At 72.2% G+C, this 13,906-nt stretch carries 10 protein-coding genes; 5 read left to right on the plus strand and 5 right to left on the minus strand.

The features are described 5' to 3' along the window. Positions 1–91 precede the first annotated feature (91 nt). Positions 92–2,227: an ATP-binding SpoIIE family protein phosphatase gene (locus OHT52_RS14015; RefSeq protein WP_328720480.1), complete on the plus strand. Its 2,136-nt coding sequence runs from the start codon at positions 92–94 to the stop codon at positions 2,225–2,227. A gap of 31 nt (positions 2,228–2,258) precedes the next feature. On the opposite strand, the gene OHT52_RS14020 is transcribed toward OHT52_RS14015, so the two are convergent. The 5 genes from OHT52_RS14020 to OHT52_RS14040 form a co-directional block, all read right to left on the minus strand. Further along, positions 2,259–2,711, minus strand: a complete 453-nt coding sequence (locus tag OHT52_RS14020) for a hypothetical protein (protein ID WP_328720481.1) — start codon at positions 2,709–2,711, stop codon at positions 2,259–2,261. An 86-nt stretch (positions 2,712–2,797) separates the two neighbouring features. Then, positions 2,798–4,024 carry a phage baseplate protein gene (locus OHT52_RS14025; RefSeq protein ID WP_328720482.1) on the minus strand — a complete coding sequence of 409 codons (1,227 nt, stop codon included), beginning with the start codon at positions 4,022–4,024 and terminating at the stop codon, positions 2,798–2,800. Between the two features lie 119 nt (positions 4,025–4,143). After that, on the minus strand, positions 4,144–5,223 hold the full coding sequence (locus OHT52_RS14030; protein ID WP_328720483.1) for an AI-2E family transporter: 1,080 nt from the start codon (positions 5,221–5,223) through the stop codon (positions 4,144–4,146). Between the two features lie 84 nt (positions 5,224–5,307). Next, positions 5,308–6,264 carry a pirin family protein gene (locus tag OHT52_RS14035; RefSeq protein WP_328720484.1) on the minus strand — a complete coding sequence of 319 codons (957 nt, stop codon included), beginning with the start codon at positions 6,262–6,264 and terminating at the stop codon, positions 5,308–5,310. A gap of 180 nt (positions 6,265–6,444) precedes the next feature. Next, positions 6,445–6,900 carry an SseB family protein gene (locus tag OHT52_RS14040; RefSeq protein WP_328720485.1) on the minus strand — a complete coding sequence of 152 codons (456 nt, stop codon included), beginning with the start codon at positions 6,898–6,900 and terminating at the stop codon, positions 6,445–6,447. 187 nt (positions 6,901–7,087) lie between these two features. Between OHT52_RS14040 and OHT52_RS14045 the strand changes: the two genes are divergently transcribed. The 4 genes from OHT52_RS14045 to OHT52_RS14060 all read left to right on the plus strand — a co-directional run bounded on the left by OHT52_RS14045 (position 7,088) and on the right by OHT52_RS14060 (position 13,737). After that, positions 7,088–8,914: an acyl-CoA dehydrogenase gene (locus tag OHT52_RS14045; protein ID WP_328720486.1), complete on the plus strand. Its 1,827-nt coding sequence runs from the start codon at positions 7,088–7,090 to the stop codon at positions 8,912–8,914. Between the two features lie 197 nt (positions 8,915–9,111). Beyond that, positions 9,112–10,419, plus strand: coding sequence for a M18 family aminopeptidase (locus OHT52_RS14050; protein WP_328720487.1), 1,308 nt, complete (start codon positions 9,112–9,114; stop codon positions 10,417–10,419). A gap of 102 nt (positions 10,420–10,521) precedes the next feature. Next, on the plus strand, positions 10,522–10,749 hold the full coding sequence (locus OHT52_RS14055) for a DUF6458 family protein (protein ID WP_328720488.1): 228 nt from the start codon (positions 10,522–10,524) through the stop codon (positions 10,747–10,749). 165 nt (positions 10,750–10,914) lie between these two features. Then, positions 10,915–13,737, plus strand: a complete 2,823-nt coding sequence (locus OHT52_RS14060) for an AfsR/SARP family transcriptional regulator (protein ID WP_328720489.1) — start codon at positions 10,915–10,917, stop codon at positions 13,735–13,737. The last annotated feature ends 169 nt before the right edge of the window (positions 13,738–13,906 follow it).

Raw genomic sequence — 13,906 nt, forward strand, 5'->3', positions numbered from 1 at the left:
CACCGGGGGACGGACCTCGCCACGCCGGTCAGGCCCCCGCGGCGGAGATCAACGGTGGCGTCCCGGGGACACACCTTCCTAAAGTGGGGCAATGCGCACCGAGGACATCCTGGCAGCCATCGAGACGGGGCTCTGGCGCTGGGACACCGCGGACGGGACGGTCGTGATCGATGCGGAGGCCGCCCGTCTCCTCGGTCTGCCCGGGGGCGGAACGTACCGGGAGGCCGCCGTACGCGCGCGCTACCACCCGGCCGACTGGAACGAGGTCCGCGGCGTCGTCGGCCTCGCGGTCGCCGAGGACACCGTCGCGGAGTCCCGGCTCCGGGTCGTCGACGAGCGGGGCAGGGTGGTCCGTACGGTGCGGACGCGGTCCCGGCCCCACGTGCCCGAGGGCAAGACCGTGGAACAGGTCGTCCTCCACGGCACGCTCCAGGAGGTCGCGGAGCCCATCCCCGGCACGTCCGTGCAGACCCCCGTCACCGGCGACTGGCGACGCTCCCGCGAGGCGTTCCTGCTGGACGCGGGAAGGGCTCTGGCCGAGGCCCGGTCGACGGAAGAGGTACTGAGGGTGGCCGGATCGCTCTCGATGCCGGGCTTCTCGCCGGACGGGCTGGCGGTCTTCGGCATCGAGGGGGACCGGCTGACCGTCGTCGGCCACCACGGCCACAACGACGGCGACGAGGAACCCTTCGCCGACATGCCCCTCCAGACCGATTACCCCGCCGCCGAGGTCGCCCGTAGCGGCCGGGCGATCTACATGTCCACGCCCGAGGAGTACGCCCGGCGTTTCCCGCTCACCTGGCCGCTCGCCCGCAATTTCGGCCGGCGGTCGTGGGCGTTCCTGCCGCTGGTGGTCTCCGGGCACACCATGGGCGCCTGGATGGCCGGCTTCCACCAGCCGGTGGGGTTCTCCCCCGACGAGCGGGCCGTCCTCACCACCGTCGCCAGGATGCTAGCCCAGGCCCTCGCCCGCGCCGGGGAGGCCGAGACCGAGCGGGAACTCTCGCTGGGGCTCCAGCGGGCGATGCTGCCGTCCCTGGGGGTCAGCGCTCCCGGCATCACCGTGGCGGCCCGCTACATCCCCACCGGCGGCGGCCTGCAGGTCGGCGGCGACTGGTACGACATGATTCCGCTGCCCAACGGCCGGGTCGCGCTCGTCATCGGGGACGTCCAGGGCCACGACGTGCGCGCGGCCGGGCTGATGGGCCAGCTCCGCATCGCCCTGCGCGCGTACGCCTCCGAGGGGCACCGCCCGGACGCGGTGCTCGCCCGGGCTTCCCGCTTCCTGTCCGGACTGACCAAGGCGTACGAGTACGACGGCGACGGCGACGAATCCAGTGCCCCGCGCTTCGCGACCTGCCTGTACGCCGAGGTCGACCCGGCCGACGGCACCCTCGACATCGCCCGGGCCGGCCACCCCGATCCCGTCGTGATCAGCGCCGACGGCACCGCCGTCATCCGGCAGACGGGGGGCGGGCTGCCCCTGGGCATCGAGACCGACGCCGACTACCCGACGACGCAGGTGGTGCTGGAGCCCGGCGAGACGATCATGCTCTGCACCGACGGGCTCATCGAGACCGGCGGCCACGACCTCATGACCGGCTGGGACCGGCTGCGCCCGGTCCTGGAGACTCCCGGAGCCGATCCCGAGACCCTCGCCGAGGCGCTCGTGGAGGCGGTCCACGGCCCCACTTCGCACTACACGACCGGCCCCCTCGCCGAACGGCACGAGGACGACATCGCGCTGTTGCTGCTCCGCCGGGACACCCCCGGCACCCTGGCGAAGACCCCGCCGCGCCGGGCCGCCGTCACCATCGCGCAAGCCGAACCGGAACGGATCTCCGTCGCCCGGCAGCTGCTGCGCGAGCTGCTGCACGACTGGGCGGACGCGGAACAGGTCGACTCGGCGGTGCTGATGCTCTCCGAGATGGCCACCAACGTGCTGGTCCACACGGACGGCGACGCCCTGATGGTGGCGGAGGTGACCGGCGAGCGGGGCGAGCGGCGCCTGCGGGTCGAGGTCGCGGACGGCAGTGACGAACTCCCGCACAAGCGGCGCCCCGGCGAGATGGCGTCCAGCGGACGCGGACTGGTCCTGATGGAGATGCTGGCGGACAACTGGGGCGTCGATCCGCGCGGCGAGGGCAAGTCGACCTGGTTCGAGCTGTACGAGTCCACCGAGCCCGACGAACTCGGCGCGCGGCCGATCCCGTTCGAGCAGATCTGACCGGCCCCGCCCCGCCGGGAGGCGACGCGCCTCAGACCAGCACCACCGAGAAGCCGTCCAGGGTGATCCAGGTGATGGCGTTGGTGGTCGTACCGCCCAACACCGTGACGCGCCCCGCCGTGCCGATCTCCACCCGGCAGGCGTTGACGCCGGCCTTGTTGTTGCGCGGGCACACACCCCGGGAGATCTTGGGCACGGCGAGGGAGGCGGGCACCGCTCCCAGCACCGCGTCCCCGGCGAAGGCGCAGGTGACGCCCCCACGCAGCTGGAGGAAGTCCGTACCGGCGATCCTGATCACACGGGCGGCCGGAGCGTCGGCGGAGGCGGTGACCCCCGAGGCCAGGGTGAGGGCCGTCCACGGGTGGACGACCTCGATACCCCCCGTGCCGGTGGTGGCCGCCGCGGCGGGGGCGGCGGCCAGCAGGGCCGGGGCGGTGACGGCCGCGGTCAGCAGGGCGCGACGGCTGGGGGTTCTCTGCGGCATGACGGGCATGGCTGCTCCTCGGACGGCATGGGGCACGGGAAGGACGGCAGGGAGGGACGGGAAGGGGGGTGCGGGACGGAAGGCCGTCAGCGCCAGGCCGCCGAGAAGGCGTCCAGATCGACCCAGGTGACCGGGTTGTCCGAGGTCGCGCCGAACACCGTGAGCCCGCCGTCGGACGTGACCTCCGCCCGGCACACGCAGCGCCCGGCCCGGTTGTCGCGGGGCACCTCGGCCCGGACCGTACGGCTCGGCGTCAGCGTCGGCGGGAGCTGGGCGATCCGGGTGTCCTTCGCGAGAGTCCCCTCGAAGCCCCCGCGCAGCTGGAGGTACGTGGTCCCGGCGATGTCCACCAGGCGTCCGCGCGGGCTCCGGAGGCCGGACTGCGCGGTGATCCCGGCGGCGGGGGTCAACGCGGACCAGTCGGCCAGCACCTTCAGCCCCCGCACCGGCGCGTCCGTGGAGAGGAAGCAGATGGTCACCTCGCGCGGGGTGGTGTCGCTCCCGCTGAACCCGAAGAGCAGCCGCGCCTCCGTGCCCATCGGCTCGATGCTCAGCCCCTCGGGCTCCCGGCGTTCCAGCCCGGGCACCGCGGTGATGTGCCGGGGACCGGCGAGGACGGACCCGTCCGTCCAGGACAGGGCGGTGAGAAAGGTGTCGTCCACGTCCGGGTTGCCGGTGTACAGGTAGAGGTGGTCGCCGAGCGACGCGAAGCCCTGGAAGGTGTCGGCCAGGCGCGGCACCAGCGCGGCCGGGGGATGCGCGATCGTACGCAGCGCGGTCCAGGTGACCTGCCCGGTGACCGGATGGATCGGGTACTGGGTGAAGAGGTACCCCTGCCCGGTCAGGTACCGCACCGTGAGGCGCTGGAACACCGGGTCCACGTTGGGCGCGACGAACCGGGCGTCCGGGACGGGGCTGAACGGCTCCGACAGCACCGAGGAGTTCAGGTCGACCGTCTGCCCGGGGAGGTACGGGAACCGGGCGATCCGTGTACCGAACTGCTCGTGCAGCGGGCCGGTTTCGGTCCACAGGTAGGTCGTGCCGCCGATGTGCTGCGCGCCGATCTGGTAGCCGTGGCCGAAGCCGTTCAGGTGCATGTGGTCGATCGCCCGACCGGTGGCGCGGTCCATGCGGTAGACGCAGAGGTTCCCGTACTCCAGCGCGTCACGGATCTGCACGACGAAGAGGTCGTGCGTCACCGGGTCGACGGCCATGGACTGGGGTGCCCGGGTGTGCTTCTCGTGGTTCAGCGGCGTACCGCCGAGGACGCGGCCCCAGGGCCCGGCCAGGTCGATGAGATCCGTAACCGCCACGGACGGTGTCCCCTCCCCACGGGCCCGTGGGGGGCCGCGCGCGAAGATCGTATGTGCTCCGCCACGGCATGATCGGGGGACCCGCCGGGCGCCGTGGGACGAGAACGCCGCTGATGGGATCAGGCCGGAGCGCTCCCCGCCGGAGGATCGTCCGCAGGCGCCGTGTTCCGGTGCCGCAGCTCCTCGACGACACCGAAAGCCGCCGCGCAGAGCGGGACGGCGAGCAGCATGCCGAGGATCCCGGCGACGCTCGCTCCGGCGGTCAGCACGATCAGGATGACGGCCGGATGCATCCGCACGGTGCGGCTCTGGATCATCGGCTGGAGCACGTGGCCCTCCAGCACCTGGACCGCGAGCACGACGCCGAGGGCCCAGAGCGCGATGACGAACCCCCGGTCGGCGAGCGCGACCAGGACGGCGACCGCGCCGGAGAGGAAGGCGCCGAGGTACGGGATGTAGGCGCCGACGAAGACCAGCGCGCCCAGCCCCACCGCGCCGGGGACCCGCAGGATCAGCAGGCCGACCGTGATGCAGAGGGCGTCGATCAGCGCGATGAACGTGGTGCCGCGCATGAACCCCTCGACCGCCTCGAAGGCCCGGCGCCCCATCGCCTCGACCAGGTCGCCGGAACCGTGCGGGGCGAGCGAGTGGGCGAGGCGTACGGCCCGGTCGGAGTCGCGCAGGAAGAAGAAAGTGAGCAGCAGGGCGAGGACGGCGGTCGCGATCAGCGAGCCGATCAGGCTCAGCCCGGTGAGGACGCCACCGGCCGCGGTGGCGCCGAACTTCTCGACGAGGTTCTTGGCGCTGCCCGCGAGGTTGTCCACGGACGCCTCGTCGCCCAGGTCGAAGTGGTCGATCACCCACTGCGCGGCGTCTTTGAGCGAGTCCACGATCTGGTCGCCGGTGTCGATGAGCGCGGTGACGACGATGTACCCGGCCCCGCCGACGACCGCGACCAGGGCGGCGCAGGTCAGCCCGGCGGAGACCGAGCGCTGCACGCGGTGGGCGGTCAGCCAGCGGTGGACGGGGCCGAGCAGAGCCGTACCGAGCAGCGCGAGGAGCACGGGGGTGACGGCGGTCTTGAGGTAGACGGACAGCCAGACGACGACGCCCGCCACCGCGGCGACGAGGAGCAGGACACCGCACCAGGCGGCCGTCCGCCGTGCGACGTCGGGCAGGAGGGGCTTCTGGTTCGGCACTCCCCCACCCGACCACGGGGCGGACACGGTGTCCCGCCCCGCGGGGCGTGCGGGTGACGATCCGTCACCCGCACCCGGGGTGGATCACATGCCGTGGACCGCCGGAACGGTGCCGAGGCGGCCGGCCTGGAAGTCCTCGAAGGCCTTCTTCAGTTCGGCCTGGCTGTTCATCACGAACGGCCCGTAGTGCGCCATCGGCTCACGGATGGGACGCCCACCGAGGAGCACGACCTCCAGGTCGGGGGTGTGCCCGTCCTGCTGCTCGTCCGCGCGGACGGTCAGCGAGGAACCGGAGCCGAAGACGGCCGTCTGTCCCCTGTGGACCGGGCGGCGCTCGGCGCCCGCGGTGCCGCGGCCGGCGAGCACGTACGCGAGGCCGTTGAAGTCCTCGCGCCACGGCAGGGTGACCTCGGCGCCGGGCCGGACGGTCGCGTGGATCATCGTGATCGGGGTGTGCGTGATGCCGGGGCCCTCGTGCCCGTCGAGCTCACCGGCGATGACGCGGAGCAGCGCGCCGCCGTCCGGGGAGGCGAGAAGCTGGACCTGACCGCCGCGGATGTCCTGGTAGCGGGGGTCCATCATCTTGTGGCTCTTGGGCAGGTTCACCCAGAGCTGGAGGCCGTGGAAGAGGCCGCCGGACATGACCAGGGACTCCGGCGGGGCCTCGATGTGCAGCAGACCGGAGCCCGCCGTCATCCACTGGGTGTCGCCGTTCTCGATGGTGCCGCCGCCACCGTTGGAGTCCTGGTGGATGAAGCTGCCGTCGATCAGGTACGTCACGGTCTCGAAGCCGCGGTGCGGGTGCCAGGGGGTCCCCTTCGGCTCGCCGGCCGCGTACTCCACCTCACCCATCTGGTCCATCATGATGAACGGGTCGAGGTGCTTGTAGTTGATCCCGGCGAACGCGCGGCGCACCGGGAAGCCCTCGCCCTCGAAGCCGGTCGGCGCGGTGGTGACCGCGAGGACGGGACGGGCGACGGCGTCGCCCGAGGCGGCCACCTTGGGCAGGGTCAGCGGGTTTTCTACGGTCACTGCGGGCATGGGAGCCACCTCCGGGCGGGATCTGCTTCCAATTTAGTTGAACAGTGAACATCTTGCAAGGCGTCATTCATTCCCGGCGGGGCGAGGGCGGCGGCCACGGGCAACGGAAGCACGGCGGCGCACACGGAGAAGGCCCGCACCACCCGGGTACGAGCCTTGGGGGCGGGCGGATCGAGGGCGTCAGCCGTACATGCGCCGCATCGCGAAATCGACCATCTGCTCGACAGCCTTGGCGTCGAAGACCATCCGGTGGTCGCCCTCCATGTCCAGGACGAAGCCGTACCCGGTCGGGAGCAGGTCGATCACCTCGGCGCCGGTGATCACGAAGTACTTCGACTCCTTGCCCGCGTACCGCCGCAGCTCCTTGAGCGTGCTGAACATCGGGATCACCGGGTGCTGGGTGTTGTGCAGCGCGAGGAAACCCGGGCCGTCGCCGCGCGGGCAGTAGACCTTCGAGGTCGCGAAGATCTGCTGGAAGTCCTCCGCCGCGAGGGTGCCGGTGGTGAAGGCCCGTACCGCGTCCGCCAGGGAAGGCGGCGAAGGCTCGGGGTACAGCGGCTGCTCGGCGTAGCCGCCCATCTGCCCCATCTGACCCATCTGCTGCTGTGCACCCGGGTTCTGGTCGTAGCCGTACATGCCCCAAAGAGTAATCGGACACATCTCCGGCTTGAGGGGTTGCGCCTTATTACTGACGGGTAGCATCATCGGAGAGGTCGACTGGTACGCGTCACACAGCCGGCCGGCCTTCCGCACAGCCCGTCGCCCGACCCGCACCACTCCCCGGGGCGCTGCGCGCCACTGCTATTGATTACGGAGCCTTCCCATGGGGCACTACAAGTCGAATCTCCGCGACATCGAGTTCAACCTCTTCGAGGTCCTCGGGCGCGACAAGCTGTACGGCACCGGTCCGTTCGCGGAGATGGACGTCGAGACCGCGAAGAGCATCCTGGACGAGGTCACCCGCCTCGCGGAGAACGAGCTCGCCGACTCCTACGCCGACGCCGACCGCAACCCGCCGGTCTTCGACCCCGCGACCCACACCGCACCGGTCCCGGAGAGCTTCAAGCGGTCCTACCAGGCCTTCATGGACTCCGAGTACTGGCGCCTGGGCCTCCCCGAGGAGATCGGCGGCACCACCTCGCCCCGCTCCCTGATCTGGGCCTACGCGGAGATGCTGCTCGGCGCCAACCCGGCCCTGTGGATGTACTCCTCGGGCCCCGCGTTCGCGGGCATCCTGCACGCCGAGGGCAACGACGCGCAGAAGAAGGTCGCCGAGATCGCCGTCGAGAAGCAGTGGGGCTCGACGATGGTCCTGACCGAGCCGGACGCCGGTTCGGACGTCGGCGCCGGCCGCACCAAGGCGGTCCAGCAGGACGACGGCTCCTGGCACATCACGGGCGTGAAGCGCTTCATCACGTCCGGCGAGCACGACATGTCGGAGAACATCCTCCACTACGTGCTGGCCCGCCCCGAGGGCGCCGGACCGGGCACCAAGGGCCTCTCGCTCTTCCTCGTCCCCAAGTACCACTTCGACTGGCAGACCGGCGAGCTGGGCGAGCGCAACGGCGTCTACGCCACGAACGTCGAGCACAAGATGGGCCTCAAGGCCTCCAACACCTGCGAGATGACCTTCGGCGACCAGCACCCCGCCCAGGGCTGGCTGATCGGCGACAAGCACGACGGCATCCGCCAGATGTTCATGATCATCGAGTTCGCGCGGATGATGGTCGGCACGAAGGCCATCGCCACCCTCTCCACCGGCTACCTCAACGCGCTGGAGTACGCCAAGGAGCGCGTCCAGGGCTCGGACCTGTCGCAGTTCATGGACAAGACCGCCCCCAAGGTCACCATCACGCACCACCCCGACGTGCGCCGCTCCCTCATGACGCAGAAGGCGTACGCCGAGGGCATGCGCTCCCTCGTGCTCCACACCGCCTCCGTCCAGGACGCGATCCAGGTCAAGGAGGCCGCCGGCGAGGACGCCAAGGCGCTGCACGGCCTCAACGACCTGCTGCTCCCGATCGTGAAGGGCTACGGCTCCGAGCGCTCCTACGAGCAGCTGGCGCAGTCGCTCCAGACCTTCGGCGGCTCCGGGTACCTCCAGGAGTACCCGATCGAGCAGTACATCCGCGACGCCAAGATCGACACCCTCTACGAGGGCACCACGGCCATCCAGGGTCAGGACTTCTTCTTCCGGAAGATCGTCCGCGACCAGGGCGCCTCGCTCAACACGCTCTCCGAGGAGATCAAGAAGTTCCTCGCCGGTGCCCAGGGCAACGAGGAGCTGGCCCCCGCGCTGGACTCCCTCGCCAAGGCCGCCGTGGACCTGGAGGCGATCGTCGGCACGATGATCACCGACCTCACCGCCACCGGCGAAGACGTGAAGAGCATCTACAAGGTGGGCCTCAACACCACCCGCCTGCTACTCGCCTCCGGCGACGTCGTCGTCGGCTACCTCCTCCTCAAGGGCGCCTCGGTCGCCGCGGAGAAGCTGCCGACCGCCTCCGGCAAGGACATCGCCTTCTACCAGGGCAAGATCGCGGCCGCGAAGTTCTTCGCCGCCAACGTCCTGCCCGGCGTCTCCACGGAGCGCGCGCTCGCCGAGTCCGTGGACAACTCCCTCATGGAGCTGGACGAAGCCGCGTTCTGATCCTTCGCGCACTCCGTCACGGCGACGGCCCGCCCCCGCACACGGCGCATACCGGGGGGGCGGGCCGTCGCCGTTCGCCGTGCCACCGTTCAGCGGGCCGTCGCCGTTCGCCGGGGCCGTCGCCGTTCGCCGGGCCCGCACGCCGCCGGGGGCACGAGCGTGAATGGTTCCCAACACGCGTCGTTACAGTGAAGAACATGAGTTCCTCCCACCCTTTCGACAGGTCCCACACCGATGACCTGATGTCCTTCCTCGCCGCCAGCCCGTCGCCGTACCACGCCGTGGCCAACACCGCCGCCCGTCTGGAGGAGGCAGGGTTCCGGCAGGTCGAGGAGACCGCGGCCTGGGACGCGACGAGCGGCGGGAAGTACGTCCTGCGCGGCGGCGCCATCATCGCCTGGTTCGTCCCCGAAGGCGCTTCCCCCCACACCCCGTTCCGTATCGTCGGCGCCCACACCGACTCCCCCAACCTGCGGGTCAAGCCACTGCCGGACACCGGCGCGCACGGCTGGCGCCAGGTCGCCGTGGAGATCTACGGCGGAACCCTGCTCAACACCTGGCTCGACCGCGACCTCGGCATCGCGGGCCGACTCAGCCTGCGCGACGGCACCGACGTGCTGGCCTGCGTCGACCGCCCGCTGATGCGTGTCCCGCAGCTGGCCGTCCATCTCGACCGCTCGGCCAACACCGACGGCCTCAAGCTCGACCGCCAGAAGCACATGCAGCCGATCTGGGGGCTCGGCCGGGTGGAAGAGGGCGACCTCATCCGGTTCGTCGCCGAGGAGGCGGGCGTCGACCCCGAGGACGTGACCGGCTGGGACCTGATGGCCCACGCCGTCGAGAAGCCCGCCTACCTGGGCCGCGACCAGGAGCTGATGGCCGGCCCCCGGATGGACAACCTGCTCTCCGTGCACGCGGGCGCCGCCGCGCTGGCCGCCGTCGCCCGGCGGCACGCCTCCGAGGGCGCCGACCTCCCGTACATCCCGGTGCTCGCCGCCTTCGACCACGAGGAGAACGGCTCGCAGTCCGACACCGGCGCCGACGGCCCGCTGCTCGGCACCGTCATGGAACGCTCGGTGTACGCCCGGGGCGGCGGCTACGAGGACCGGGCCCGCGCCTTCGCCGGGACCGTCTGCGTCTCCTCCGACACCGGTCACGCGATCCACCCCAACTACGGGGAGCGCCACGACCCGACGCACCACCCCGTCGTCAACGGCGGCCCGATGCTGAAGGTCAACGTCAACATGCGGTACGCGACGGACGGCAACGGCCGGGCCGTGTTCGCCGCCGCCTGCGAGCGGGCGGGCGTGCCGATGCAGACCTTCGTCTCCAACAACTCGATGCCGTGCGGCACCACGATCGGCCCGATCACCGCCGCCCGTCACGGAATCCAGACCGTCGACATCGGCGCGGCGATCCTTTCGATGCACAGCGCCCGCGAACTCTGCGGCGCCGACGACCCGTTCCTGCTGGCCAACGCACTGACCGAGTTCCTGGCGGGCTGACGTCACGTCACCCGTCCTCCTCGAAGACATGGTTGACCCCGGGCCGGGTACGCGATCCGTACACCGGCCCGGAGTCACCGGGCCGTCGAGGAGGCGGGAATCATGGGACTCGGAGGATGCATTCTCCTGATCGGTGCCGGAGCGATTCTGGCGTTCGCCACCGACTGGCAGATCGACACCGTCAACGTCGACCTGGTCGGCTGGATCATGATGCTCGTCGGCCTCGTCGGGGTCTTCGCCTACATGAGCATCGCGCGGCGCCGTCGCATGATCGTGCCGCCCACCACGACGGTCGTCCCCAGCGCGGAGGACGAGAAGCGCTACCTGTGACGGCCCGCCGGTCGCCCGCAACGGCGTCCGGCGCACCGCACAGAACCGCTCGTAGGCCCCCGAACGCGGGGGAGACGGCCGCAGGCCGCCCGGCGGGGCCCGATATCCTGGGCCCCGGTCCGGGCCCCCGCCCCGGGTGGGTACGGCCCGGAAGGAAAGCCGCTCGTGGAGTTCCGGCTGCTCGGTACGGTCTCCGTCGACACCCGCACCGGGCCGCTGCCGCTCGGCCCCGCGAAGCGCCGCAGCCTTCTCGCGGCCCTGCTGCTCTGTGCCAACACACCCGTCTCCGTCGCCCGGCTGACGGAGTCCCTGTGGGAGGACTCGCCTCCACCGCGTGCCCGCGGCGTCATCCAGGGGCACGTGTCCCGCCTCCGGGCCCTGCTCGTGGGCGCGGAGGCGGAGGCGTACGGGGTGGAACTGCTCACCCTCGGCGACGCCTACCTCCTGCGCGTCCCCGAAACCCTGCTGGACTCGCAGCGGTTCGAGGAGCTGCTGATGCTGGCCCGGCAGCAGCGCAGCGCCACCGACGCCGTCCTCATGTTCCGGGACGCGCTCTCCCTGTGGCAGGGGCCCGCGCTCAGCGGAGTGTTCGCCGGTCCTCCGCTCCAGGTCGCGGCGCACACCCTGGAGGAGACACGACTGGCGACGGTGGAGGAACTCGCCCGCGCCCACGGGACGCTCGGTGAGCACCACCGGGCCGCCGCCGTCCTGCGCACGGAGGCTTCCGCGCACCCGCTGCGGGAGTCCCTGGCGGCGGCCCTGATCCTGGCGCTGTACCGGGCGGGCCGCCAGTCGGAGGCCCTGGACTGGTTCCACCGCACGAGGCGGCTGCTCGCCGACGAACTCGGCATCGACCCGGGCCGCGAACTGGCCGACGCGTACGCGCTGATCCTGCGCGGCGGCCCCGTACCCGGAAGCGCGCCGGGCGGCCCCGGGGCGACCGGAGGCGCCTCCACGGAGCCGGACAGCCCGGAAGGGCCGGGCACCGGAGCGGCCTCGACCGCGATACCCGTACCGGCCGCCGCACCGCGCGCCACCGGCTGGCCCCCCGCCGACGCCCACCCCGGCGCGCCGCACCCGGCCGATCTGCTGCCGCGCGCGCCCCGCGGCTTCCACGGGCGCACGGCCGAACTGGCCGCGCTCACCCGGGCCGCCGCGGGTGAGGCTCCGGTGTGCCTGGTCACCGGGCCCGCCGGGGTGGGCAAGACCTCGCTGGCCCTCCAGTGGGCCCACCACAACCCCGCCGCCTTCCCGGACGGGCGTCTCTTCGCCGATCTGTGCGGGTTCAGCGAATCGGGCGAGGCCCGGCCCGGCGACGTCCTGCGCGAGTTCCTGCTCGCCCTCGGCGTCCCACCGCGCAGCGTCCCGGAGTCGGTCCACGCCGCGGCGGCCCTCTTCCGCTCCCTGACCGACCGCCGCCGGCTGCTCGTGGTCCTCGACAACGCCCGCGACTCCGCCGGCGTCCGTGCCCTGCTCCCCGGCGGCGCCGACTGCGTCACCGTCGTCACCAGCCGCAACCGGCTGGAAGGACTCATCGCCTCCGACGCGGCCAGGCCCGTTCCCCTCGACACCCTTCGGCCGAGGGACTCCACCGCACTGCTCGCCGGGGTGCTCGGCGAGGAGCGGGTACACGCCGAACCCGTCGCGGCCCGCCGCGTCGCCGAGCTCTGCGGAGGACTTCCGCTCGCTCTGCGGGTCACGGCCGCCCGGCTGGCCGGACGCCCGCACCGGACACTGGCCGGGCTGGCCGACGAACTGGCCGACGAACACGGCCGGCTGGCCTGCCTCGACGTGGACGACGTCGGTGTCTCGGCCGCCCTGCGACTGACTGTGCAGCAGCTTCCGCCGGACGCCGCACACCTCCTGGCCCGGCTGGGCCACCATCCGGGCGGCCACGTCGACCCGTACACCTGCGCGGCCCTCGCGGGCACGGGCCCCCAGGCCGCCGCGACCGCCCTGGAACGCCTCGGCTCCGCCCACCTCGTCACGGAGGCCGCCCCGGGCCACTGGGTGCTGCACGACCTCGTGCGGCTGTACGCCCGCGGCCTGGACCCGGCGTCCGGGCCCGAAGCGCTGATCGTCGTCCTCGACCACTGCGTCGCCACCGCCCTCGCCGCCTCCGACGCCGCGGAGCCCGGCGGCGAACCCTGCTTCGTCCTGCCGGAGAACCACCGCCCCTCCGCCGTACGGGACTTCGCCGACCGGGCCGCGGCAATGCGCTGGCTGGCCGCCGAACGGGACGACCTGGCCCGGGCCGCCGTCGCCGCCCGGAAGGCGGGCCTGCACGACCGGGCCTGGCGCATCATCCTCCTCCAGTGGCCGCAGGTGGTGTGGCGGGTACGGGACAGCTGGGTCCCCCTGCTGGAACTGGCCCTCGACTCCGCGCGCGAAGAGAAGGACCCGTACGCCGAGTCGAGGGTGCTCAACCTCCTGGGGTGGGTCCTGACGGAGGAGGGCAGGACCGCCGAGGCCGCCGCACTCCTGGAACGGTCTCCGGGCCTCGCGCGCCAGGCGGGTGACCGGCTCGGCGAGGCGACGGCACTGATCAACCTGGCGGCCGTACAGGCCGAGCAGGGCGATCTGGACACGGCGCTGGAGGGCTGCGGGCGCGCGGTCGCCCTGGCACGCGACGAACCCGACCGGCACACGGAACTGCTCGCCCTCCAGCACCTGGCCCGGCTCCAGCTCACCGCCCACCGCCCCGCCGACGCTCTCGAATCCACCCGCGCGGCCCTGGAGCCGGGCCCCGGCCCCGAAGAGGCCGCCCGCCGCACCCTGCTGCTGACCATCGCCGGTGAGGCCCGGCTGGCGCTCGGCGAGGAGGACGAGGGAATCCGGCTGCTGGACCGGGCGGCCGAGGAGGCGGAACGCGCCGACTACGACGAGGGAGCGGTACGCGCCCTGGAGGTCCTGCTGCGCGTCTCGGCACGGGCGGACTACCGGACCCGTCACTGGCTGGCTCTGAGCAGGCTCACCGACGAGAACTGAGCCGCCCCGCAGCCCGGCGGGACGGCCCGAGGGGGCCTGACGCCCACGGCCGACGGGCGTCAGCGGGACGTCAGCAGGACGTCAGCGGAACGTGAGCGACGGCATCCAGAGTCATGGATGTCAGCAGCTCACAGGTGTGACGGCCCGACCGGCCCGCCGCCTCTCACCG

The organism is Streptomyces sp. NBC_00247 (genome assembly GCF_036188265.1).
Classification (GTDB): domain Bacteria; phylum Actinomycetota; class Actinomycetes; order Streptomycetales; family Streptomycetaceae; genus Streptomyces.

Bases quoted from the DNA above. Each gene is read 5' to 3' on its own strand.
- OHT52_RS14015 (WP_328720480.1), top strand. From the start codon at position 92: ATGCGCACCGAGGACATCCTGGCAGCCATCGAGACGGGGCTCTGGCGC.
- OHT52_RS14020 (WP_328720481.1), bottom strand. From the start codon at position 2,711: ATGCCGCAGAGAACCCCCAGCCGTCGCGCCCTGCTGACCGCGGCCGTC.
- OHT52_RS14035 (WP_328720484.1), bottom strand. From the start codon at position 6,264: ATGCCCGCAGTGACCGTAGAAAACCCGCTGACCCTGCCCAAGGTGGCC.
- OHT52_RS14040 (WP_328720485.1), bottom strand. From the start codon at position 6,900: ATGTACGGCTACGACCAGAACCCGGGTGCACAGCAGCAGATGGGTCAG.
- OHT52_RS14045 (WP_328720486.1), top strand. From the start codon at position 7,088: ATGGGGCACTACAAGTCGAATCTCCGCGACATCGAGTTCAACCTCTTC.
- OHT52_RS14050 (WP_328720487.1), top strand. From the start codon at position 9,112: ATGAGTTCCTCCCACCCTTTCGACAGGTCCCACACCGATGACCTGATG.
- OHT52_RS14055 (WP_328720488.1), top strand. From the start codon at position 10,522: ATGGGACTCGGAGGATGCATTCTCCTGATCGGTGCCGGAGCGATTCTG.